Below are 23308 nucleotides of genomic sequence, written 5' to 3'. Positions count from 1 at the left end.
ACCTTCATAAAATCGGAAAATCTTATGAAGAATTCAAGCGTGAGAGGAATACCTCTCAACCACAATTATAACAGATTTTTCACTTATCTAACCGATTTTTTCAAGACATTGTCATTTTCGATTGACACACTTTTTTTCACCTTTTTTTCACCCTTAAATACACCTCCTCGCCTTGGTGGCGTCGATAAAGGCCTGATAGGGCTTTGGATAAGGGGAGGAGACTAAAGCCTTACCAAGCTACAGCTAGCTATATAAAAAGAAAGGCATGAACAATAGCTGAACCAACTCCCAATGGTTAAACTAAAAATCCAACGATTGGGCACAGTTCCTATCAGTCCATGCTTTTTCTGCCAAATAATAATGAAATGGTTCAAAAAATCAATTTATTTAATTTGATAAAGGGACAGCTCAATTAGCCGCCTCAACAAAGGCACGAGCTAGCCGCGATACACTTTGATATCCTTCTTCAGAAACTTTTTTCGTCAGCGCACCTCCAATACCAATTGCACAGGCTCCTGCTTCTTTCCAGTCTCTAACGTTATCAATCGATACTCCTCCTGAAGGCATAAGGTTAACGTTAGGCAATGGACCATGAACAGCTTTAATAAAGTTCTTACCTATAGTCTCACTGGGAAATAATTTTATAATTTTTGCTCCCATTTTTGTCGCCTTAACAACCTCTGTTACCGTAGCACATCCCGGAGTATATTCAATATTGTGCTCATGAGCATAGGCAGCTATTTCTTCTGAGCAATGCGGGCTGACCAGAAATTTTGCTCCTGCTTTGTCAGCCAATTCTGCTTGTCTGTTATTCATGACAGTCCCTGCACCAACGATGACCTGTTTGTCTCCTTTGTAGTAATTTGTTAATTCTTTGATAACCTTGTCTGCATTTGGTGTTGAAAAGGTGATTTCAATATTTTTGATACCTCCAAGCACTGAATACTTAGCAATTTCAATAGCAGCTTTTTCATTTTCCCCACGGATGACCGCGAAAAAGTAGTTCTTTAACAACTGCGCTGTAATCATATCAGCCTCCCTTAGTCCCTGTTAAAAATGCTCTTATAAGCAGCTTTTAGATCTGGAAATACTCCTTGATATTTTTTAAGATTAGACAGTGTTTGAGTCAATTCTTTAGAAACCAAGCAAACGTCAATTCCTGCATTTTTTGCAGCTTTCGCCCCTGTCAAAGAATCCTCAAAAGCCAGAGCATCTCCGGGTAATTTACCAGCTAGATCAAGGACTTTATTATATAAATCCGGTGCTGGTTTTAAGAATTCAACTTGATCTCCTGTTACGACATAATTAAAGAAACGGCAAAGTTCTTTTGATTTTAAAAGTTCATAAACGCGTTGGTCATTTGAAGAAGAGGCAAGAGCAATCTGATAACCAGCCTTTTTTAGAAAGGTACCCATCTCCACTGCAAAATATGACGTTGGAACCTTGTTTTCTGCCAATTTTTGATAAAAATAATTCTCCCGAATATCTCTGACAGCCTGCAAGGCAGCATCATCCAAAAATTTACTAATAGCGAGGTTGTTGTCTTGAGCACTTTTACCCGCCATAGAATAAATAAATTCATCACTGACACTGATGCCAAAGGTATTAAATCCTTTTTTCCAGCCTTCTGCATAGATTCTTTCAGAGTCAAAAAATAAACCGTCCATGTCAAAAATCACTAATGACTTATCCTCAACTTGTACTTTAGAAGCCATCATCTTCGTCTTCCTTTAAAGAATTACTGATATGCCAGATATTCTCCCTAGAGGGCATGAACTGTTCCAGACTTTCAACTGCTGTTGTTATATCAGAATCTAAATATTTATGATTGAGTGCTTCCAAAATCATAGGCAAATTGGCATTGCTGACAATAAAAACCTTTTCAGCCTGCTCATTGCTTAAGTGTCTAACTGCAAGTACTGCTTGATTATAAGGAGAAGCACCGATTAAATCCACAAAGATTATCGTTCCATTTACCAAATCCGATTTTTTAATTTTATCAGACAGACGCTCTCCAAATGCTTCTACGCTTTCCCCAGCTGACAGTTTTTCAGTTTGTATATCTGAAGCGTCTCCCAAAATAACCGCCAAAGCATCCTTAAAGCCTGCCGAAAGTCCGCCATGGCTGGCAATAATAATATCCAATCGTTTTACCTCCTGTATCTGATTCTTGGCTCAAGACCAAGGAGTACCGCTAATCCCAACTATAGATTGAACTTTTTCAAAACTTCATTCAACGGCGTTTTCGCCGCTGCCGGTGTTGCCTGAAAGTAGATATCACTAACACCATGATGTTCTTTTAAATCTTTTAACAGTTCTGCATCTGCCTTACTTAAATGAACGGATTTTGTCACTAAAAGGTCATCATCACTTTTCTTAGCAATCCCGCCAATGTTAAGTTCAGAAACAGGAATTCCATATTTCACTAAATTTGCAATTGTTTTAACTGTTTTAGCAATCAAAATACAGTTATAATCTTTAAAGTGATATTCATCCCAATAATACTTGGCTTTTTCTTCTGACATAACAATCGTTTTTTGGCCTGTTCTGTTGCCGGCGCTTTTGTATAAATCTTTCATAAATTTATCTTGAGCAACGACATCATCAACAACAAAAATAGAATTCACACCATTGCGCTGGGATAAGGTTATCATGACCTGACCATGTATTAAACGTTCATCAACTCTTGCTAAATTAACATTTCCCATACTTCTTTTCCTTTTCTTTGTTACATTATAAAATTCCAACAGCAGCCAAAAGAGCTAAAATAAGAGTCAGCCACAGCAATGACTGTGTAACTTTCAGACCTTTTTTTACATAGTATAAATAAACTCCTATGACCACGGCTAAAGGCAGTAATCCCGGAACGATTTTATCCAGCAAATCCTGAATAACAAATTCTTTGCCTGAAAGTTTAAATTTCAAACTTGATGCCACCGTCACATAATTGCCTGCAAGAACCCCCATCATAAATAAACCTAGAATGGATAATAAATTAATTGCATTCTGCACACCAGTACTGTGCATCAGGCTCGTTGCATTGCGGCCCAGAGAGAATCCTTGCCTTGCAAAGAATAAACCAACAGATACTTGGTAGATAGCAAAGCAAATGAACGGGAACAAGGCTCCCAGCGCATTGCCTGCTTGTGCCCAAGGTACAGCGATGGCTATAAAAATGTACTGTATTGTTCCGGAATCAATAGCATCACCAATACCTGCTAAAGCTCCCATCAAGCCTGCTTTCGTATTATACATTAAATCGTCACTCATTGTGATTTCTTCATGTGCACTTTCCTGGCGAGCCCGCTCCCTTTCCATAGAAGACATGAGACCAGTTATAATACCGCCGCCCCAAGTCAGTTGTGTATTAAAGAATAGCAGCTGACGTTCATAAGCCTCTCTTCTTTTTTCAGGATTTTTATACAGTTTATTCAAGATTGGCATCATTGCATACAACAAGGAAGATGCTATATAACGGTCAAATGAATGCGGAATCTCATTTGCAAAATGCCATCTTAGATAGGCTTTATTGACATCCTTTTGAGTAATTTCTTCAGGCTGATTAGCATTAGTCGTTTTACTGATATTTGAAGTCATTTTATCTACCTCTCATTTAAAAATCATCATCGTCATCTTCTGGATTGCTTGATGAGTCCGAGGAATCAGCGGTCTGTGCATTTGTTTTAGTAGCCATTACAAAAATCACAGCAACAATCGTTCCCAATATCGCATAGGTTACCATGGTTACATTGGAATCTTTAAGAATAACGCTGGCAAAATAAGCTAGAAAGAAGAAAACCAAATAGTCTTTACGTCCAATAACATAGATAGTTGTCGCAATACCAATAGCTGCCAAACCGCCGCCGACAACTTCCAAAACATGTAAAATGACAGTCCCTTTAAGAGCAGCGATTACATCAGCAATAACCGGTGTCCCCCAATATAAAGCGACAAAAATCAAGGGAACAAATAAGATAAACGACGCTAGAGTTGGGTATAAAATAATGGACCGCTTAATAGCTTTTTCATCCATCTTTTCAACCGCACGGTCGGTATATTTGCCAAGAAATGTATTCAGAAAGAAACGAAATTGATATAAATAGCTGCCTAATAAACCTACTGGAACCGCTACAGCAATAGCCGCCTGCGGTTTTAAATTACCTAACAGCGCTACCGGCACCGCAATCGCAGCAGCAACTGCTGGTTCAGAAGGCATTGATCCGCCCGGTGAGAATACTCCCATATAGATTAACTGCAGCGCTGCTGTTACAATCATGGCATGATAGACATCTCCCATGACAAAACCGCAAAATAATCCTGTCATGAGAGGCGAGAATCGCAGAGTCAGCGTTGCACCGCCGCCCAGCCACCTAGACATAATAGCGGCAACCCATAAACCTATGGCTAAACTTTGAACAGCTGTTAAAGTTTCCATCTTTTTTCCTCCTATTTTTTGCTTGTAATATAGTCTTCCAGTTTCAGTAGTTTTTCTTTTAAAGTCTTTTTGCTAGTATCCACCGGAATCAAGTGAATTTTTTCCTTGCTGTCCATAAAATCCACTATGTCATTGATAACGCTTTCATTTTTGGGGAAAATTCCCATATTAGTCAAAGATGTCGGCAAATTCATTTCATTGTAATAAGGCAGCAATTCATCAATAACAGCCCATTTATCTTCAAGTGCTAGTTGGTAAAAGATACCATAAGCAACCTTTTCACCATGTAAATAAGAATGACTTTCCGGAATATACTTAGCGATTCCGTCGTGTAAAGCGTGAGCAGCTGCATTGCGCGCATATTTATCGCCTAGCCCTCCAACCAGACCTGCTGTGCCAAAAATAATTTCCGAACAATGGACAAATTCATCTGTGACTTTAACATTTTTCATATCCTCAATAGCCTTATTTCCATCCCACATGAGAATGTCTTTGGCAATAAGAGCTGTATAGCGGGCCAGCATCACAAAAGGTTCGCTCTGTAAAAGTTTTTGCTGAGTTATCATGTCACTCTCATACCATTTAGCTAAAGTATCCGCTATGCCGGCAATAAAGTAATTAACAGGCGAGTCAATAATCAATCTGGGATCCGCTAGCAAAAAACGAGCCTGCTGCAGAAAATGCTCTGTTTTTCCCTCAGCTTCTCCGCTCTCTTTATACATTACTGACAAAGGAGTCCATGGTGCGCAGTTGCTAGCTAAAGTAGGAATGAGCCCAAAGGGTATATTAGCACTGTTGCTGGCATAGCCTACAAGATCAACAAGTTTGCCTCCGCCAACCCCTATAATGAAATCAATCTTATCGTTCTTTGCTTTCTCAACAATTAAATCTGCGCCGTAATAGCTGCATTCACCAGTGTATTGATGAAATTCAAACTCAAAATCTAAACATTTTAAAAACGTCAGATAAGGTTTAGCCTTTTCCCAAGAGACTGTTCCATGGACTACCAGTACTCTTTTAGCACGCGCAGAGTTAAGCAGTTTTTCGACATCTGTGATTGCATCTTCGCAGTAGCGATAATACTGCGGCCCAACTTTAACTTTAAAATCTTTCAGCATCTTATTCGCCTCCTTTGATCCACAAACTGTCCGGCTGAACACTGCGTACAGGCAATTTTCTTAAAGAAATATTTTCACAGTCTTCAATACACTTTTCTCCCATGGCTTCTAAGCATTCCATTGTGTAAGCTGAAGTATGCGGTGTAACAACGACATTGTCAAAAGCCAGATAAGGGTGATTAGAACGGCCAGGTTCGACTTCAAGAACATCAGTGGCATAGCCAGCAATTTTCTCGGATTTTAAGCCTTCAATAATTGCTTCTTCTGAAACCAGTGCTCCTCGTGCAGAATTAGAAATATAAATATTGTTTTTCATTTTGGCTACTTCATCTTTACCGATGAAGTGGTAGTTTTCCTCAGTTAAATTAGCACATAGACACAGGACATCTGCCTGCGTCAAGACTGTGTCAAAATCAACTTTTTCAGCACCGAATTGCTCAATTTCTGCTTTTGAACGATAGGGATCATAAGCCAGCACTCGGCAGCGAAAGCCATTTCTCACTGTTTCAGCCACACAGCTGCCTGTATTTCCAATACCAATAACACCAACTGTTTTATTATAAAGCGTATGTCCGATAAACTGCGCCCGCTCTTCCCATTTATCTTCCTTAACCCTTTGCTGCGCCTGACTGGTCTTACGCATAACATTTAATAAATTTGTTATATTATTGCCCGCTACAGCATCACGTTCTACCAGAGCCGGAACAAGGGAAACAATTGTCCCATGAGCCTTGGCCGCTTCTAAATCAACATTATTATAGCCAATTCCGTGACGTGAAATCAGTTTTAAGCCGTCCTTATAATCAAAAAATTCCTTATTGAAAAACGGTGTTACACTGGCAATAATCATGTCATAGCCCTGCAAAGCTGCTGCCAGTTCCTTACCGGAAACGGTCTGCTCAAATTTAAAATAATCCACTTCACCAAGTGCCCTTAAACGTTCCATATGCTTCGGAAAAATTTTTCCAAAGCTGCTGGAATTGACAATCGCAATCTTATGTTTCAGCATCTTTTCTCCTCATTTTTTTAATTTTACAGCATGCCCGCCAAAGCCATGTCTCAAGGCAGCAACTACTTTATTTGAAAAGCTGTCAGTCAGTTTACTTGAATTTCTGACAAATAAAGAATTAGCAATAACAGGAACAGGAACCTCCAGCTGCAAGGCTTCTTCAACAGTCCATTGCGCTTCACCGTTGGCATCAATAACACCTTCAATTCTCCCCAATTTAGAATCATTCCGAAACTCTTCTTCAGCAATTTCCACCAGCCAAGAGCGGATAACAGAGCCATGGTTCCAAACATTAGCAACTTTTGCATAATCATAGCTAAAAGCAGACGCTTCTAATACGGAGAAACCTTCGCCGATTGCCTGCATCATGCCATATTCGATACCGTTGTGAACCATTTTCAGATAGTGGCCCGCAGCCGGTTCAGGAATAAACAGACAGCCTCCTTCAATTGAAATGGCCTCAAAAAAATCTGCTATATCATCAAAGACACCCTGCTCACCGCCAATCATCAAACAAGCGCCGTTCCGAGCACCGAAGACACCACCTGAGGTCCCGCAGTCAAGAAAACCAATATCTTTTTCCTTAAGAGATTGATAATTCTTTAAGCTGTCTTTAAAATTCGAATTACCGCTGTCGATAACAATATCTCCTGCCTGCAGACTTTCTTTTAATTCACCGATTAAATGATTAGTTATTGCTCCTGCAGGAGTACTTAGAAGAATAATTTTCCTGCTTTCCAGTGACTCAATTAAACAATCGAGCGAATCTGCCGTTTGAATGCCTGCTCCTTCTGCTTTTTCCCGTACCTGAGGTTCTTCATCAAATCCTACAACACTCCAATCATGATCTTGAGCATTTAAAGCCAGATTAAATCCCATTTTGCCTAAGCCGATAATTCCAATCGTTTTCATAAACACGCTCCTTCCGCTTAAATCTAAACTTAGTATATAATAAAAATTTTATTTTGTAAATATTATTTCGAAAAAAATTTTTTCTTTTGATTTTTGGCCTCTTTTATCTTATAATTATTATCAAAAAGATGAGGATGGATACTCGTTTGAAAAATCAATACCTAAGCACTATTATTAATCGGCATAAGTATGAATTCAGCAATACAGATGAGCAAATCGCCAGATATTTTCTGTCCTTAGGTGATGAGATTATCAACAAAACCATTGCTGTCTTATCAGAAGAAATAGGTGTCTCACAATCGTCTATCTTTACGTTTGTCAAAAAAATCGGCTTTAAAGACTTCCAAAATTTTAAATTATCCGTCGCTTCAAATCTAAAAAAAGAAAATTCCAATGACGGACAGACCAATATTTTAACAAGTATTAATGACATTTCTGACTCAGATTCCAGTTCAGAAATTGCTGAAAAAGTTATTTATTCTAATATCCAATCGCTTTATTCCATCATCGAAACAATTCCTCAGATTCCTATTGATCAGATTATTAAGATTATTGAAAAATCGAGAACAATTTATTTTATGGGAATTGGCGGCTCATCTATCCTAGCATGGGACAGCTATCATAAGTTTTTAAGAACGAAGTACAACTGCAGTTACATTTTTGATTACCATATGCAGTTAAGTCAGGCTTCTAAACTAAATGAAAAAGACTGCGTCTTCTTATTCTCACATTCAGGCGAGTCCATTCAAACGATCGAGCTGGCTCGTGCAGTAAACGCCAAAAAAGGTAAAATTATTTCTTTGACCGGCAATCCAAAATCAGAGCTGGTAAAATTATCAAATGAATGTGTTATTGTTAATTCTCAGGATTCTCTCTTCCGGGCAGAATCTCTGACGTCCAGAATATTATATTTAACCATTTTAGATATCATTTATGTTAATCTGATGTTTAGAGATGAAGCGGCCAATACCCGTTCATTGATGGATATACGCGATGCTTTGAAAATAACTAAAAACAGCAAAAAGGCCTGACCTGCAGTACAGCTGCAAGCCAGGCCTTTTTGCTACTATTTTTTATTGGTTTAATTCTTTTTGATAAGCTTTTGCTTCTTCTTCTGTAGATAAAACAAAGTGTCCAGGGGTGATTTCACGCATCTCACGCGCCTGTCCGTCTAATTCACCAGCTGGATCGTAAACCTTGTGAACGCGCTTGCGCTCCAATTCGGGATCGGGTTCAGGGACCGCTGATAACAGGCTCTTTGTGTATGGATGAATGGGGTGATGGTAAACTTCATCTGATGTTCCGATCTCCACTATTTTCCCCCAATGCATCACACCGATACGGTCAGAAATGTACTTAACCATAGATAAGTCGTGGGCAATAAATAGGTAAGTCAGCCCTTGTTCATGCTGCAGTTTCTGCATCAGATTAACAACCTGAGCCTGAATGGAAACATCCAAGGCAGAGATGGGTTCATCGGCAATAATAAATTTGGGCTCTACAGCCAAAGCACGGGCTATTCCGATACGCTGCCGCTGACCACCTGAAAATTCATGCGGATAGCGCGTCAGATGGTCCTTATTTAAACCAACTAAGTCAAGCAGCTCTTGAACTTTGGCATCGCGTTCTTCTTTGTTTTTGACTAGTTTATAAGTATCAAGGCCTTCAGCAATGATGTCTCTGACTTTCATACGTCCGTTCAGACTGGCCTGAGGGTCTTGAAAGATCATCTGTGCTTTCTTACGAAAGGCAAAAAGTTCCTTACCTTTTAAATTTGAAATGGTCTGCCCTTCAAAATCAATCTCACCCTCATCAATATTATAGAGTTTAAGAATGGCGCGGCCGATAGTCGTCTTACCTGAACCGGATTCTCCGACAAGACCAAAGACCTCGCCTTCATAGATATCAAAGCTGACATTGTCAATAGCCTTGACTTCATTGGATCTGCCTTTATTAAATATCAACGAAACATTTTTGACTTCCACCAGTTTTTTACGATTTTCAGTCATTCGGCTCTTCTCCCTTCAAGCTCTTCCATTTTTCCCAGCGCTTCAAAATCCTTTCTGGAGGCACGATTTGAGGAGCACGCTCATCCAGCAGCCAAGTCGCCGCATAATGAGAATCACTGACTTTGAAAAACGGCGGTTCTTCTTCAAGATCAATATCAAGTGCAAATTCATTTCTTGGAGCAAAGGCATCGCCTTTGGGCGGATGCAGCAAATCAGGCGGTGTTCCCGGAATCGACTGCAGACTCCCTGCTGCCGTACTGGTTGTCGGCATGGAATTCAAAAGTCCCCAAGTATAGGGATGCTGCGGATTGTAGAAAACTTCATCTACTGTTCCGTACTCAACAATCTTTCCGGCATACATGACAGCGACCCGATCTGCCATCCCGGCCACAACACCTAAATCATGGGTAATAAAAATAATAGAAGAATCTGTATTCTTTTGGATTTCTTTCATCAAATGAAGAATCTGTGCCTGAATCGTCACATCAAGAGCTGTTGTCGGTTCATCAGCGATGAGAATTTCCGGATTGGTTGCAAGAGCAATAGCAATAACCGCCCGCTGGCGCATGCCGCCCGACCATTGATGAGGATAATCATTGATGTGTTCTTCAGCATTAGGAATACCGACCTTTTTCATGATATCTAAAGCACGCGCTAACGCCTCTTTTTTGGCGAGCTTTTCATGCTTGATGATCGGCTCAGCAATTTGCAGACCGATTTTCATTGTCGGATCGAGACTGGTCATCGGATCCTGGAAAATCATGGAAATATCATTGCCGCGGATATTAACCCAGTCTTCTTCTTTTAAGTCAATGAGATTGCGCCCTTTAAATTCAATATCCCCTGAAATCTCAGCGTTTTTAGCAGACAATCCCATCAAGGTCCGCGTTGTTACAGATTTTCCAGAACCGGATTCACCGACAATAGCAAGGGTTTCACCCTTTTCCAGATAAAAGCTGACATCGCGAATTGCCTTAACCTCACCAGCATACGTATGAAAATTGACATGGAGGTTATTGACCTGTAAAATTTTTTCTTTACTCATATCTTCCTCCTTAGTCCTGATCTGATTTTGGATCAAATGCGTCACGCAAACCATCACCCAGCAAAATAAAGGCCAAGGAAATCAGGACCAAAGCAAGAGCCGGCAGAATAATCTGATAAGGATAGTATTGCAGGTTCTCCTGAGCATCAGAAATCAAGGACCCCAGAGAAGACGTCGGCGGTTTGACACCCAAGTTAATAGCTGAAAGGATGGCTTCATACATGATGGCTGAAGGAATGGTCATCATAATCTGAACGATAATAACTCCCGAGATATTAGGGAGGATATGTTTAAAGGCTATCTTAGGCCCGCTCTCACCAAGGGTTCTCGCGGCCAAAACAAAATCTCTTTCCTTATAAGACAAGGTCATATTTCTGACCTGTCTGGCCATTGACGTCCAGCCGGTCAGGGCGATAGAAAGAATGATGGCCAATATCCCATTTCCCAGCAAGAGCCCAAGCATTGTTACAATAATCAAGTTAGGCACAGAAGAAATGATTTCAATAATACGCTGCATAACGGTATCAACCATCCCGCCGATATAACCGGAAGTAAGGCCATAGATAACACCGATGAGAAGGTCAATGCAGGTTGCCGCAACTGCAACTAACAGTGAGATGCGGATACCAACGATAATCCGTTTGCCAAGACTGCGTCCTAAACTGTCAGTCCCCAATAAGAAATGCTGTCCTTCCGGAACTGACTGATCCTCATAAACGTTAGAAGCAGAACTGGAGCCGGGCATCTGAAATACACCATTCCAACCGGGGATGCCCAAACCACTGTTGGGCGGCAAATTCCCATAAGTAGACACCTTATCCGAATCGAAACTGTTGGCATCCTTTTGTGTTACAAACAAAGGAGACAGCAGCGAAAACGCGATAAGAAGGGTTAAAAACCAGAGTGAAACAACTGCTAATTTATTTTTCTTTAAACGCCGCCAAGCATCCTGCAGGAAAGACAAGGCTGGCTTTTCAATTTTTTCTTGTGCGCTGGCACTTCCCGCACCAACGAGCACAAATTTTCTATTTTTATCTGCCATGTTAGTCTCCTTACTGCAAACGGACGCGCGGATCAACAATGCTGGTAACGATATCTGTCAGCAAAATCATGCTCATCAGCATCACCGCATAGACAATGGTTGTTCCCATAATAACAGGATAGTCATTGGACGGAATGGAATTAACAAACTGCTCACCAATCCCCGGAATCGAAAATATCCTCTCAATCAAGACAGAACCTGTTAACAAATTAGCTGCCATGGGACCCACCAAAGTTAGGACAGGAATCATGGAGTTACGGTAGGCATGGCGGTTAGCTACCTGCCGGTCTGTCAGTCCCTTAGCCCTCGCCAGCTGGATATAATCAGAATTCAGAGCCTCAATCATCTCGCTTCTGACAAAACGCGTGGTCACAGCAAAAGGATTAAAGGACAGAGCTAATGTCGGAAGGATGGTTTGCGAAAAACTGCCCCAGCCTGAAACCGGCAGAAACTGCAGCCGATAGCCCAGTATATTCAGCAGGAAAACTGCCAAAATGAAAGACGGAACAGAGTATCCGAGCGTTGAAATCACGCTTAAAAGACCATCAACTCTATCATTTTGGTGCCGTGCGGAAACAGCTCCAACAATCAAGCCCATACCGACACCTAAAATCAAGGCCTGTATGCCCAGCTGAGCCGAAATGCCCAATCGCTGCACAATCAGGGTTGTGACCGGCTGATTAACATACTGAAAACTCGTTCCTAAGTCGCCGGTAAAAACATTTTTCAAATAAATCAAATACTGTTGCCACTCAGGCTTATCCAGTCCATACTGCGCATTCAAAACAGCGATTGCTTCCGGAGTTAATTTAGGATTATTAAAAGGAGTTCCTTTCATCGCCTTCATGAGAAAGAAAGTAATGGTGACAACTATAAATAAGGTCAGCAAAAGAATTCCTATACGTTTAAGAATATATTTAAGCATAATGTTCCTTTTCTTAGTTTTTATTGGGCCTTTTCCCAATAAAAACAAGAACTGGCCTAAGCCAATCCTTGCCATGTGTGAAATTGTCCTTATCTTAAGCCTTATTTCTTATAAGCATAAGTAAAGTCTACGTTTAGTCCTGTAGAGCTGCGGATTAAGCCTTTAATGCTAGGATTTTGCAAGCCCTTCATACTGCGGAAGTAAATTGGATTAATATTGGCTTCGTCAAATAAAGCTTTCTCAGCTGCTTTGTAGTCTTCAGCTGCTTTAGCAGGTTCTAAGGCATCCGTTGTCACAGCTTTTTCATAAGCTTGGTCATAAGCAGGGTTTGAGAACCTGCCGTTATTTTGGGAAGACTCGCTGGTGAAAAGGCTGTAGAAAGTTGAACCTTCTGGATAGTCACCGCCCCAAAGCGTCATCACAATATCAAAGTTTTGTGTTTTTGAATCTTGCAGACGCTGTTTGAAAGGAACAAGCTTTTCTTCAATGGTTAAGCCTGGCAGGGCCTTTTCCCAAGCACCTTTAATATAGTCAATACCAGCTTTGGCAGTTGGTGAATCAGCATCAGATGTGATGGTAAATTTCACTGATGTTTGGCCGATTTCCTGCAAACCTTCTTTGAAAAGTTCTTTTGCCTTGTCTACATCATAGGTATACCCAGGTGCTACTTCTTTTGATAAATCTTTGCCATCAACTTTGGCCAGTTTATAAGGAGCTATACCGGTTGCTGCACGGGAACCTGTCGGAACAACTGTATCAACATAAGCCTTACGGTTAGTTGCGTAATTAAGAGCCTGACGGATTTTCTTGTTTGACAGAGCTTTATTGGTGCCTGTTTGATTGTATTCAAAGTAAGTTGTTACAGCTTCATAAATATTGACAACATCTTTGTTGTTTTTATTAGCTTTGTAAAGGGCTGGTGTATTGGAAATTTCTGCCATATCCAATTCCCCGCGCTTGTACATTTGAACGGCAGTTTCTGGTTTTTTAACAGTCTGGATGTTGATAACCTTTGTTTTAACTTTGTCAGCATTCCAGTAGTATTTATTCTTTTTGAGCTTATAGCTGCCATTAGTTCCATTCCAGCCGGTTGTAATGTACGGTCCTGAATAGAGCTGACTGTCAGAATTGGTTCCGTATTTCTTACCGACCTTATTGACAAATGCTTCTTTTTGCGGCATAAAGCTCGTGAAGGCAAGGAGATATTCCATTTGCGGAGTTGGTGTTTCCAAAGTAAAGATAACTTTATTTCCCTCAGCTTTTACACCCAAGGCATTGAGGTCTTTTATTTCTCCGCTGTTAATAGCCTTAGCATTTTTAACGTGGGAATCGAGTGCCAGATTTGAGTATTCAGAAGCTGTCTTAGGGTTAACAATACGCTGCCATGAGTAGACAAAATCCTTAGCCGTAATCGCGCTGCCGTCCGACCACTTGATGCCTTTGCGAAGCGTCGCCGTATAAGTCAGACCGTCTTTTGACACTTCAACTTTTTTAGCCAAATCAGGAACAGTTTCCCCTTTAGCATTGACACGAAGCAGGTTGCTTCCTGAATTCCCAAGAACTGTTCCGGAGTAGGTATCTGTACTCTTAGAAATGTCTAAGGAGTTAATCTCTGTACGGAAATACCAATTGATTTCATCTTTGGATGACTGTTTGCTGCCATTCCCGCAGGCTGCCAAGGCAGCAACTGAAGCTAAAGCGACCGCTCCCAGGCCGACATGCTTCCATGTACTTTTCTTTTTTTCTAACATAATAGTCTCCTTTTTATCCTTCAATAACTTGAATTTTAAAACTAATGTCACAAATATTTTATCTTATTTTAATCTTTTTAGCAAGCTTTCAAAACTCTTCCCAATCTCCTCAAAAAAGCCCGGAAAGCGCTTTAATCAAGAGGCTTTGACCGTCATTTTTGCCCGTTTTTTTAAATTATTTTTTTACATATTTCTCTCAAAAGTCTCAACAAGCAGCTGCTTATTTCCTCTGCTGCTGACAGCTTCGTATCAAAACTTGATAAGTTTTAAAGGAGCGTTTTTTCTCTATCAAAATATGCTATAATTAAACTTATGATGAAAAAGATTTTATGCCTAGTACTGCTCTGCCTTGCTCTTTTTAGCGTTCAAGCTAAGGCTGAAGAGCACTTTGATGCAGCTGCTAAACATGCCATCGCTGTTGAAGCCGATACCGGTAAAATTCTTTATGAAAAAGATGCCGCAAGCCCTGCGGGCATTGCCTCCATTACCAAGATTTTAACGGTCTATCTTGTTTATAAGGAAATCAAGACCGGAGAACTGACCTGGGATACCAAGGTGAAAATTTCTAATTATCCCTACGGACTGACAACCGATTACAGCGCCAGCAATGTCCCTATGGAAGCCAGAGAATATACCGTTAAACAGTTAGTGGATGCTTCTATGATTGCCAGTGCCAACAGCGCAGCCATTGCCTTAGCTGAAAAAATCGGCGGAACGGAACCCAGATTTGTTGATATGATGAAAAAGCAGCTGCAAGATTGGGGAATTACAGATGCCAAGCTGGTCAATGCTTCCGGACTCAACAACAAACTTTTGGGTGAACACATCTATCCCGGATCTGAGCCCGATGAGGAAAACATGATGAGCGCCAAAGATGTCGCTATTATTGCACGGCACCTGATTAAAGAGTTTCCTCAGATTCTAAAAATCAGCAAAAAAACGAGCGAAGACTTTGCCGGAACCAAGATGGACACTTACAACTACATGCTGCCTAACATGCCTTACGCACGCGAAGGAGTTGACGGTCTTAAAACAGGAACAACAGAGTTTGCAGGAGCTTCTTTTGTTGCTACCGCCAAAGAAAACGGCATGCGCATCATTTCTGTTGTTTTAAATGCCAATAACTCTGATACCGATGATTCCGCCCGCTTCAAAGCAACCAATGATTTGCTCAATTATGTCAGCAATACTTATGAACGGACAACACTGATTCGAAAAGGCCAGGCCTACAAAAACAGTACCGCAAAAGTCATTGACGGCAAAAAAAGCAGCGTCCCTGCTGTCGCCCAAAAAGACCTTGTCGTCATCCGGACTAAAACCAGCAGCACAAAGAAGGCTGTGACTATTAATTCGAAAAAAGAAGGCTACACTGCGGCTGTTAAAAAAGGGCAGGCTGTCGGAAAGGCCCGTTTCAAGGACAGCGATCCTGTCGGGCAAGGTTATCTCGATTCTCCGCCAACCGTCAAATTGGTTGCTAAAACTGAAGTGAAGCGCAGCTTCTTCCTTAAAGTTTGGTGGAATCACTTTGTTCGATATGTCAACGAAAAACTCTAGCAGAAGCAAAGGATTTTGCTGTAAATACGATATTAACTGAAAAAAGCAGACAAAGAGGTCTTAAAACCTTCTGTCTGCTTTTTATGATGGACAACAAGCTGTTTAAATAGAATCAGAGTCGTCAGAATCATCAGAAGTTGAATCACTGACTGAAAATTGTGAGTCTTTTACCTTATTCCATTTTGAAAATGTTCCGTCCGCTTCTATATCAAGCTGACCCCTTTGGCCGTTATAAGACAGCTGCAAGTTGAAGTTTTTCAGGTAGAACGTTTTCTTATCGAAGGTCACCTCAAAGTCTTTTTTCAATTCAGACTGACTGATTCCTCTAATATAAAGACTCAGCTCTTCCCTAAACAAAGAGACGAGGTCTACATTTTGGCTGCGTAGGGTCAGCTTATATTCGCTGCCGCGCTGTTTGAGAACCAGATCATCCTCCATAGAATAGAGCACTTTTAAGAAATTGAAGTAACTGGGACGAACAGTGTATCTGCCTTTAGGATTAGCTGTCTTCCAGCTGCCGTCTTTTGAGGTACGCACTCGAGCAGTATTTTGATCTCCGACAATCTCTTGATACTGATTAGCTCCATTGAGTGTCTCATCAATAACAACATTGGCCTTTTCGATAATGTCACCGGAACTGTCATATCCTAAATCGGCCACCATGTGCTGGATTTTACGCCCATTTGAGTTAACATTCGTATTCATATCAAAATGCACTGTTTCAATCTCGTCATTAGCTTCTTCAACCTTATCCAAGAAGTCTTCAATAGATATCTTCTTGCTGGTCTTCCGAGATGTCTGCTGCTTTTGGCCTGAATTCATTACACGCTGAGGAACACAGCCCGTCACTAACAGCAAGGCTGCCAAGACGGTTAATAAAATAGCATACTTTTTCTTCATCATTTCTCCCTTCCAAAGAGGAGCTACCTCTATAGTCTTCATTTTATCATTTTTTGAAAGCCTTTTCAATACAGTCGGCATTCCTTTGATAACTGCGGAAAAGGCAGCTATCATGTGTTATAATAAAGGCAAAGTCAAATAAAGTACTCGGGAGGCTGTTCATGGAAATCAGAGATATTGAATACGTCAAGGCAATTGTTGATAAAGGCAGCATCACCAAGGCCGCTCAGGCACTCTACATCACCCAGCCTTCACTGAGTACTTATATTAAAAATATGCAGCAGCGGCTGGGATTTGAAGTTTTTGTGCAGCACGGTAAAAAATTAGAGCTGACTTATTTGGGTGAGGAGTTTTTAAAATACGGACTGCAAATTCTGCATATCCAAGAAAATTTCAATGACACCATGCAAAATGTCCTTGACAATAAATTCGGCCGCCTAAGACTGGCTATCCCTCTGCTGAGAAGCTCTTACTTAGTTCCTGTCTTACTGCCAAAATTCCACGAACAGTTTCCAAATGTTGAGGTTGAGCTAAACGAATCCTCATCCAAAACCTTTTCCCGTTTGATCGAGAACGGCGATGTTGACCTCGCCCTGATGAACCGCACAAAAGAGGGGCGTCAGCAGGAAACCGAGAAAATAAAATCTGAAGAGATTTTATTGGCCCTTCCTGTTGAGCACCCCTTGAGTAAATTTGGCAAGTATAACGATAAGGAATCCTATCCTTCTTTGGATTTACATCTGCTGGCGGATGAGCTGTTTATCCTACACCAGCCCGATCAATTTTCAAGACAGGTGGCAGATGATATTTTTGTCAAGAATCATTTTCAGCCTCAGCGAGTACTGGCAACCAGAAACATCGAAACAGCTCTTAATCTAGTCGCCAATAATTTCGGCGTCTGTTTTATCAACGCTTCCCACACCAAGCATCTCAGCATCGGCAATAAGATTCGCTTCTTCTCTTTGAAAGATAAGGTTTACGTTGATTTAATCGTTGCTTATCGAAAAAATCGCAGTCTGCCTTTCTTTGCCAAATCCTTTATTGATATTTGTAAAAAATCAATTTAAATCGGAATAGCTCCGGTCAAGACGGCAGTTAGTGTCTGCAAGACAAAACTCATCAAGCCCCACTTCAGGTATTCTTTTTGATAGTCGATAAAGCTGACCTCGGTTCTATCAACCAATACGTAAAGGAAGGCTACCAAAGGACTGGCAAATCTGACAGCCTGTCCCATAAGCGAAGCTACTCCGACTTCAACAGGTGTTGCTCCGTAAGAATAAGCTATAGGAGCAATAACCGGCAGAAGGCCAAAATAGAAGGCGTCATTTGGTAGGAAGAAGAGACCTGGCAAAGAAATCAGAGCCAAAATCAGCGGAATATAACCTCCGAGATTTTCTGGAATCATCGATACCAACTGATGAGCAATAGCGTTACTCATACCGCTTCCATTGAGAACCCCCATAATAACTCCGGCACCAAAGACTAGGGAAACAGGACCCAAAGCTTCTGCACCATTGGCTAACAAGCGAGAGTTTTGGAGAGATAAATCCTGATAGTTAACAATTAAAGCAATGGCTGTCCCCAGCAAGAATAAGATACCGCCATTAATCAAATCCATAATCAGCAAGACCATAATCGCAAGGGTCAAGAAGAGATTAAAATAGATTAACTTAGGTCTTTTATATTCAACATTGGTCAGAGTTACATCATTAATAATACCTGTCGTTTCGCTTTCTGTCAGGATTCCCTTACCGGGAACATAACCCAGTCTTTTTCTTTCCCTTTTCCCATACGTGTAAGCTTGAAAAAGACCTAAAAGCGCAGCGACAAACATCCCTGGTAAAACGGGCAGCAAAAATTCTTTAGGGCCGATATTTAACACAGGCATTGCCCGCGCCATAGGGCCGCTCCAAGGAACCAAGTTCATAACAGAATTACCAAAACCAATGATAGCGGCCAGATAAATCTGCTTCATTTTCATTTTCTTAAACAGCATCAGCATGGCAGCCGTTACAATCAGAACGGTTGTTGTTCCGTCACCGTCTAAAGAAACGGCTAGGGTGATAACAGCTGAGGCAATGGTAATTTTCATAGGGTCACCCTTTGCCCATTTAATCATCATAACTGCCAACGGATCAAACAGACCTACGTCCAGCATTATAGAGAAATACAAAATGGCAAAGAGCAAGAGAGTGATGGTTGGCGCTACCCCGGTAGTAATCTTACCGGAGCCTGCAACGGCATAGTAGAGCCCTTCGTAAATCCACTCAAAAGCTTTCAATATGGATGCTCCCTTAAAAAGAGCTGCAATGATTCCAAAAATAGCTGGAACCAGTATCAAACCGACAAAGGGACTAATTTTCTTTGTCAGGAGCAATACCATAAAGATAATAATCATTGAATATCCAAGCAGTGCTAACATGGTCTATCCTCCTCAATAAATGCTGTTCCTACCATAATTTTTCTAGCTGTTCGATAACTTGAAACAGATTTTATCAGAGTTTTATCATTGGTAGTTTCATAATCAATCGAAACTGAAATTTTACCGCTGCTGTGGGCAATTTCTAATTGATTGCCTAAATTCTTATCGCTGACTAATTCATAAGGAATCGTTCCTTGAATTTTGCTGGCTGCGCCGGTGCACAAAGCTCCCGTCAGCGCAATAGATTTATGAGCTTTCTGCATGCTCATCATTCTGACAGCAAGATCAAAATCAGCAGCCTCTATTTTTTCATTTTCTGTAGTGACATAGGTTTGAGGAGCCGAGACAATCGTCAGTTTCGGTACCCCAGGAGTGATAACTGCGCTGTCTTCCAGCTTATCAATAAGTCCCATCAGCTGCGCTGCTCTCCCTCTGATTTCTTCCAGCCGAGCCAATAGTTCAGGATCACTGTCAATCATCTCAGGGCTCTCTGTCCCTTCCAATCCTAAGTCTTCTGCCCGAACATAAACCAAGGGGTTAGCTGCATCGACAAGCGAAACAGTCAGTTCTTGACCGTTGCTCAAAACGAGGGTATCTTTTGTATTGCCGGTTGGCAGCAGCTTGCCGCTGAAGGCGCCGGAAGGCTCAACAAACTGCAGTTCGATCTTGATTCCTTTACCGGGAACACCGGAAATGGCAAAGTCTCCTTCATAAGTTAGTTTTCCATCAGGTGTAGGAATATACTCGTTGATGACCTTTTTGGTGTTGGTATTGTAAACACGAACCATGGTTGTTGGCGAGCTTGTTTTCACCAGCTGATTTTCAATGGCATAAATTCCTACAGCAGAAGAAATATTGCCGCAATTGCCTGAATAAGAAACCACAGGTTTATCAACAGCTACTTGGGCAAAGGTGTAGTTAACATCCCAATCTTCTTTTTCTTCTTTAGAAATAATCGCTGCTTTGCTGGTTGTCGATACCGCTCCGCCTAAACCATTAATCTGTCTGATGTCCGGACTTCCCATTAATTTCAGGAGAATCTTATCTCTGGCATCTTTATCGGCCGGCAGGACTTTTTCATCAATGAAGACACCTTTACTGGTACCGCCGCGATAAATACTTACTGGTATTTCTTCTAACATATTCACCACTCTTTCCTTTTAAGATGATTAGGTTAATTGATCCGTTTAGATTTTTGCAAGAAGCTCCGTCAGTTCACTGATATCAATGTCTTCCAGTTTTTCAATTGTTTTAGCAATTTTTTCTGCCAATTCTCTGTCAATATTTGCTGTTAGAGAATAGTATTTTTCCAACAGAACATCCCAGCTGGCTGGTCTTGATGTAAAGCCTTGGTAGTCATCTTTTTCGACAACATACACCTGACCGTCATTGGTTTCAATTTCTAATTTAATAGCCATTTCTGCCGGGAAGCGTTCGCTAAAGGCAGGATTTTCCCTAACAGTAACTTTTTGCAGCAAATCTTGAACATCTTGCTTCAGAATTCTTTCTTGCTCATATTGGGCAGGAAGCACTTGACCATCTAAATAAGCAGCTGCAAGCATATAAGGAAGCGAATGGTCGGCTTCTTCCTTAAGTCTGATTTGTTTTTTATCTCCTTCTTCACCGCCGCCAATAATATGGAAGGCAACATCAAAGGTATCCAGGCGAATTTCTTTAATATCTTCAGGAGCAATGTGCTCTTTATTTCTAAATTCAATCAAACCTTCAATAGAAGACTGAGAGTGGATTTCAGCATTGTAGCGTTTGATAATCGTCTTTAAGACACGTTCCAAGCCTTCTTTTTCCCAGTCAATATCAAATTTGCCTGCGATAGTTTCGTAAAAACCTTTATTGCCTTCAAAAACTTCACGAGGTCCGGTAATATTGTATTTAGCTAACAGAGCAGATGACACTGCGCCTCTGGCAGTATTTGGAGCTGCTAAGCCCTTCCAGTTAGATAAGGCTCCCGTCCTTGTCACACGCAGAGAATTATAACTGGTTCCTGAGATAGCAATTGCGTTTGCGATTTGTTCTTTGCTCAAACCAAGTGCCTTAGCTGCACCGGCTGCTGCACCGTAAGCTTCTTGAACAGTATGGTCAAAACCATGTTTTCTAACAGGTGCTTCATCGGACAAACGACATTGAATTTGGTAAGCAATGGCAAGACCAAGCAAGAAATCCTTACCTGTTCCTTTGTTATGTTCCGTTGCTGCCAAGACAGCCGAAATATTGTCAGATGGGTGGCAGGTTTCTCCTTTTGCCAAGTAAGAGTCATTGTAGTCCAAATAACGGATAGTTGCTCCATTGAATAAAGCAGCATAATCAGGAGTTGTTTTTCCGCCGCCAATCAGAGTCACCGAGCCATCCTTAGTCAAGTCATGTGTCATTTGCTGGATGTTTTTTATGGTTTGGCTTTCCAGAGCGCCTACAGCACAGCCAACTGCATCCAATACTCTTCCTTTAAGAGCTTCCACTTCTTCCTTGCTGAGATCCTCGAAGATTTTGTCTGCAACCCATTGGCCCATTTGTTCAACAACTGTTAGATTTTCCATAATCGTTCTCCTTTGTTTATGATTAAGTTTAAGTCAATTATAATGTAACCGCATTCATTACACAAATTAATATTTTTTATGTATTACATAGCTCAAACCTATGATTTTGCTAATTTTATCATTATTAAAGGATTTAAAGGGTTTTGAGGGCAAAATAAAAAAGCTTTAGAAACATAATTGAGTTAATGTTTCTAAAACTTAATTTTTCTGATTAACCGACAGAACCTTCCATCTCATAAGAAATGAGGCGGTTGAGCTCCACAGCATACTCCATGGGAAGTTCCTTGGTGAAAGGCTCTACAAAGCCCATGACAATCATCTCAGTAGCTTCTGATTCTGTAAGACCGCGGCTCATGAGATAGTAAAGCTGCTCTTCTGAAATTTTGGAAACCTTGGCCTCATGCTCCAAAGCAACCTGAGAATTATGAATTTCATTAAATGGAATGGTGTCTGATGCTGAAATATCGTCCATGATAATAGTGTCACATTCAATATGGCTGACAGACTTCTTGGAAGCTTTATTAAAGGTAACTTGTCCGCGGTAGTCCACCTTGCCGCCGCCCTTGGCAATGGATTTTGACACAATAGACGACGAGGTGTGCGGAGCATTGTGAATCATTTTAGCCCCTGTATCCTGATGCTGACCATGATTGGCAAAGGCAATTGACAGCATGGTTCCGCGCGCTCCCTCTCCATCAAGATAGACAGAAGGGTATTTCATGGTAGTGTGGGCACCGAGATTGCCATCAATCCATTCTACTGTCGCATTCGTGTCCGCTTTGGCCCGCTTAGTAACCAAGTTGTAAACATTATCCGACCAGTTCTGAATGGTTGAATAGCGCATATAGCTGCCTTCTAAGGCAAAAATTTCAACGATAGCCGCATGGAGGCTGGCTGTTGAATAAGTTGGTGCCGTACAGCCCTCAACATAGTGAACGCTGGCCCCCTCATCGACAATAATCAAAGTCCTCTCAAACTGACCGGTTCCTTCATTATTGATACGGAAATAGGTCTGCAGAGGAATATCAACCTTAACGCCCTTTGGCACGTAGATAAAAGTACCGCCAGACCAGAAGGCTGAATTCAGCGCAGCCAGTTTGTTATCTGTCGGCGGCACTAATTTAGCAAAATATTTTTTGAAAAGCTCCGGGTACTCCTTGAGCGCTGAGTCGGTATCTGTAAAGATAATGCCGAGTTTATCGTACTCGTCTTTCATATTATGATAAACGACTTCTGATTCATACTGGGCAGAAGCACCGGCCAGAAAAGCACGCTCTGCCTCCGGAATACCAATTTTCTCAAAGGTGTCCTTGATCTTTTCGGGCACCTCATCCCAAGAACGGGCAGGTTTATCTGTTGGCTTTTGGTAATAAATAATATCATCAAAATCAATACCTGATAGATCCGGCCCCCATTCCTGCATAGGCATTTTATGAAAGGCTTCCAGAGACTTCAGGCGGAAATCCAGCATCCATTGCGGCTCCCCCTTGATGCGAGACATCTCGCGGACAGCTGCTTCTGTCGCCCCTTTTCCGGTTGTCGCAATGGGCTCTACATCATCGTGAAAGCCAAACTGGTAATCTCCCAAATCAATGGGTTTTGGTTTTACTTGTTCGTTTTCGGGCATAATGTCC

22 protein-coding genes are annotated in these 23308 nt (G+C 41.2%); 3 read left to right on the top strand and 19 right to left on the bottom strand.

Going from position 1 to position 23308, the window contains the following annotated elements:
* Nucleotides 1-408: 408 nt before the first annotated feature.
* From BMI76_RS09385 to gnd, 9 genes are read right to left on the bottom strand one after another with little or no spacing between them, the layout of a single operon-like run.
* Nucleotides 409-1026, bottom strand: a complete 618-nt coding sequence (locus BMI76_RS09385) for a bifunctional 4-hydroxy-2-oxoglutarate aldolase/2-dehydro-3-deoxy-phosphogluconate aldolase (RefSeq protein ID WP_142355080.1) — start codon at nucleotides 1024-1026, stop codon at nucleotides 409-411.
* Nucleotides 1027-1040: 14 nt separating this feature from the next.
* Nucleotides 1041-1718, bottom strand: a complete 678-nt coding sequence (locus BMI76_RS09380; protein WP_075347310.1) for an HAD family phosphatase — start codon at nucleotides 1716-1718, stop codon at nucleotides 1041-1043.
* Nucleotides 1705-2145, bottom strand: coding sequence for a PTS sugar transporter subunit IIA (locus tag BMI76_RS09375; protein ID WP_075347309.1), 441 nt, complete (start codon nucleotides 2143-2145; stop codon nucleotides 1705-1707). Before BMI76_RS09375 ends, BMI76_RS09380 begins: the two co-directional genes overlap by 14 nt.
* Before the next feature lie 59 nt (nucleotides 2146-2204).
* Nucleotides 2205-2708: a PTS sugar transporter subunit IIB gene (locus tag BMI76_RS09370; protein WP_075347308.1), complete on the bottom strand. Its 504-nt coding sequence runs from the start codon at nucleotides 2706-2708 to the stop codon at nucleotides 2205-2207.
* A gap of 25 nt (nucleotides 2709-2733) precedes the next feature.
* The gene (locus tag BMI76_RS09365) at nucleotides 2734-3597 is read right to left on the bottom strand and encodes a PTS system mannose/fructose/sorbose family transporter subunit IID (protein WP_075347307.1); all 864 of its coding nucleotides are present in this window, start codon (nucleotides 3595-3597) and stop codon (nucleotides 2734-2736) included.
* 16 nt (nucleotides 3598-3613) lie between these two features.
* Nucleotides 3614-4435: a PTS sugar transporter subunit IIC gene (locus BMI76_RS09360; RefSeq protein WP_075347306.1), complete on the bottom strand. Its 822-nt coding sequence runs from the start codon at nucleotides 4433-4435 to the stop codon at nucleotides 3614-3616.
* Between the two features lie 11 nt (nucleotides 4436-4446).
* Nucleotides 4447-5553 (bottom strand): iron-containing alcohol dehydrogenase family protein, encoded by a 1107-nt coding sequence (locus BMI76_RS09355; protein WP_075347305.1) that lies wholly within the window; start codon nucleotides 5551-5553, stop codon nucleotides 4447-4449.
* 1 nt (nucleotide 5554) lies between these two features.
* A complete protein-coding gene (locus BMI76_RS09350; RefSeq protein ID WP_075347304.1) occupies nucleotides 5555-6562 on the bottom strand; it encodes a D-isomer specific 2-hydroxyacid dehydrogenase family protein in 1008 nt (335 codons plus the stop codon).
* 9 nt (nucleotides 6563-6571) lie between these two features.
* Nucleotides 6572-7510, bottom strand: coding sequence for a phosphogluconate dehydrogenase (NAD(+)-dependent, decarboxylating) (gnd, locus tag BMI76_RS09345; protein WP_257615270.1), 939 nt, complete (start codon nucleotides 7508-7510; stop codon nucleotides 6572-6574).
* 98 nt (nucleotides 7511-7608) lie between these two features.
* Between gnd and BMI76_RS09340 the strand changes: the two genes are divergently transcribed.
* On the top strand, nucleotides 7609-8505 hold the full coding sequence (locus BMI76_RS09340; RefSeq protein ID WP_180372840.1) for a MurR/RpiR family transcriptional regulator: 897 nt from the start codon (nucleotides 7609-7611) through the stop codon (nucleotides 8503-8505).
* Between the two features lie 42 nt (nucleotides 8506-8547).
* On the opposite strand, the gene BMI76_RS09335 is transcribed toward BMI76_RS09340, so the two are convergent.
* From BMI76_RS09335 to BMI76_RS09315, 5 genes are all read right to left on the bottom strand, one after another.
* Nucleotides 8548-9483, bottom strand: coding sequence for an ABC transporter ATP-binding protein (locus tag BMI76_RS09335; protein ID WP_075347302.1), 936 nt, complete (start codon nucleotides 9481-9483; stop codon nucleotides 8548-8550).
* Nucleotides 9476-10528: an ABC transporter ATP-binding protein gene (locus BMI76_RS09330; RefSeq protein WP_075347301.1), complete on the bottom strand. Its 1053-nt coding sequence runs from the start codon at nucleotides 10526-10528 to the stop codon at nucleotides 9476-9478. The genes BMI76_RS09335 and BMI76_RS09330 overlap by 8 nt, the downstream gene beginning before the upstream one ends.
* Nucleotides 10529-10538: 10 nt before the next feature.
* Nucleotides 10539-11570: an ABC transporter permease gene (locus BMI76_RS09325; RefSeq protein WP_075347300.1), complete on the bottom strand. Its 1032-nt coding sequence runs from the start codon at nucleotides 11568-11570 to the stop codon at nucleotides 10539-10541.
* Nucleotides 11571-11580: 10 nt separating this feature from the next.
* Nucleotides 11581-12495, bottom strand: coding sequence for an ABC transporter permease (locus tag BMI76_RS09320; RefSeq protein ID WP_075347299.1), 915 nt, complete (start codon nucleotides 12493-12495; stop codon nucleotides 11581-11583).
* A 101-nt stretch (nucleotides 12496-12596) separates the two neighbouring features.
* Nucleotides 12597-14246, bottom strand: coding sequence for a peptide ABC transporter substrate-binding protein (locus BMI76_RS09315; protein WP_075347298.1), 1650 nt, complete (start codon nucleotides 14244-14246; stop codon nucleotides 12597-12599).
* A 315-nt stretch (nucleotides 14247-14561) separates the two neighbouring features.
* Here BMI76_RS09315 and pbp3 point away from each other — a divergent pair, with 315 nt between their 5' ends.
* Entirely contained in the window at nucleotides 14562-15800 is a 1239-nt protein-coding gene (gene pbp3 / locus BMI76_RS09310; RefSeq protein ID WP_075347297.1) for a D-alanyl-D-alanine carboxypeptidase PBP3, read from the top strand.
* A 102-nt stretch (nucleotides 15801-15902) separates the two neighbouring features.
* On the opposite strand, the gene BMI76_RS09305 is transcribed toward pbp3, so the two are convergent.
* Entirely contained in the window at nucleotides 15903-16700 is a 798-nt protein-coding gene (locus BMI76_RS09305) for a DUF6612 family protein (protein ID WP_180372841.1), read from the bottom strand.
* A gap of 161 nt (nucleotides 16701-16861) precedes the next feature.
* Here BMI76_RS09305 and BMI76_RS09300 point away from each other — a divergent pair, with 161 nt between their 5' ends.
* Nucleotides 16862-17767 (top strand): LysR family transcriptional regulator, encoded by a 906-nt coding sequence (locus BMI76_RS09300; protein ID WP_075347295.1) that lies wholly within the window; start codon nucleotides 16862-16864, stop codon nucleotides 17765-17767.
* On the opposite strand, the gene BMI76_RS09295 is transcribed toward BMI76_RS09300, so the two are convergent.
* The 4 genes from BMI76_RS09295 to sufB form a co-directional block, all read right to left on the bottom strand.
* Nucleotides 17764-19122, bottom strand: a complete 1359-nt coding sequence (locus tag BMI76_RS09295) for a CitMHS family transporter (protein WP_075347294.1) — start codon at nucleotides 19120-19122, stop codon at nucleotides 17764-17766. The two genes, BMI76_RS09300 and BMI76_RS09295, sit on opposite strands and share 4 nt — an antisense overlap.
* Complete coding sequence (locus BMI76_RS09290; protein WP_075347293.1) at nucleotides 19116-20264, bottom strand: 2-methylaconitate cis-trans isomerase PrpF family protein; 1149 nt, start codon at nucleotides 20262-20264, stop codon at nucleotides 19116-19118. The genes BMI76_RS09295 and BMI76_RS09290 overlap by 7 nt, the downstream gene beginning before the upstream one ends.
* A gap of 45 nt (nucleotides 20265-20309) precedes the next feature.
* Nucleotides 20310-21674 (bottom strand): MmgE/PrpD family protein, encoded by a 1365-nt coding sequence (locus BMI76_RS09285; protein WP_075347292.1) that lies wholly within the window; start codon nucleotides 21672-21674, stop codon nucleotides 20310-20312.
* A 211-nt stretch (nucleotides 21675-21885) separates the two neighbouring features.
* Nucleotides 21886-23301: a Fe-S cluster assembly protein SufB gene (gene sufB, locus BMI76_RS09280; RefSeq protein WP_075347291.1), complete on the bottom strand. Its 1416-nt coding sequence runs from the start codon at nucleotides 23299-23301 to the stop codon at nucleotides 21886-21888.
* Nucleotides 23302-23308: the final 7 nt, after the last annotated feature.

It is taken from the genome of Streptococcus sp. 'caviae' (assembly GCF_001937065.1).
In the GTDB taxonomy this organism is placed as follows: Bacteria; Bacillota; Bacilli; order Lactobacillales; family Streptococcaceae; genus Streptococcus.
Note: the sequence above shows the minus strand (reverse complement) of the source record. Positions and strands in the feature narration are given on the sequence as shown.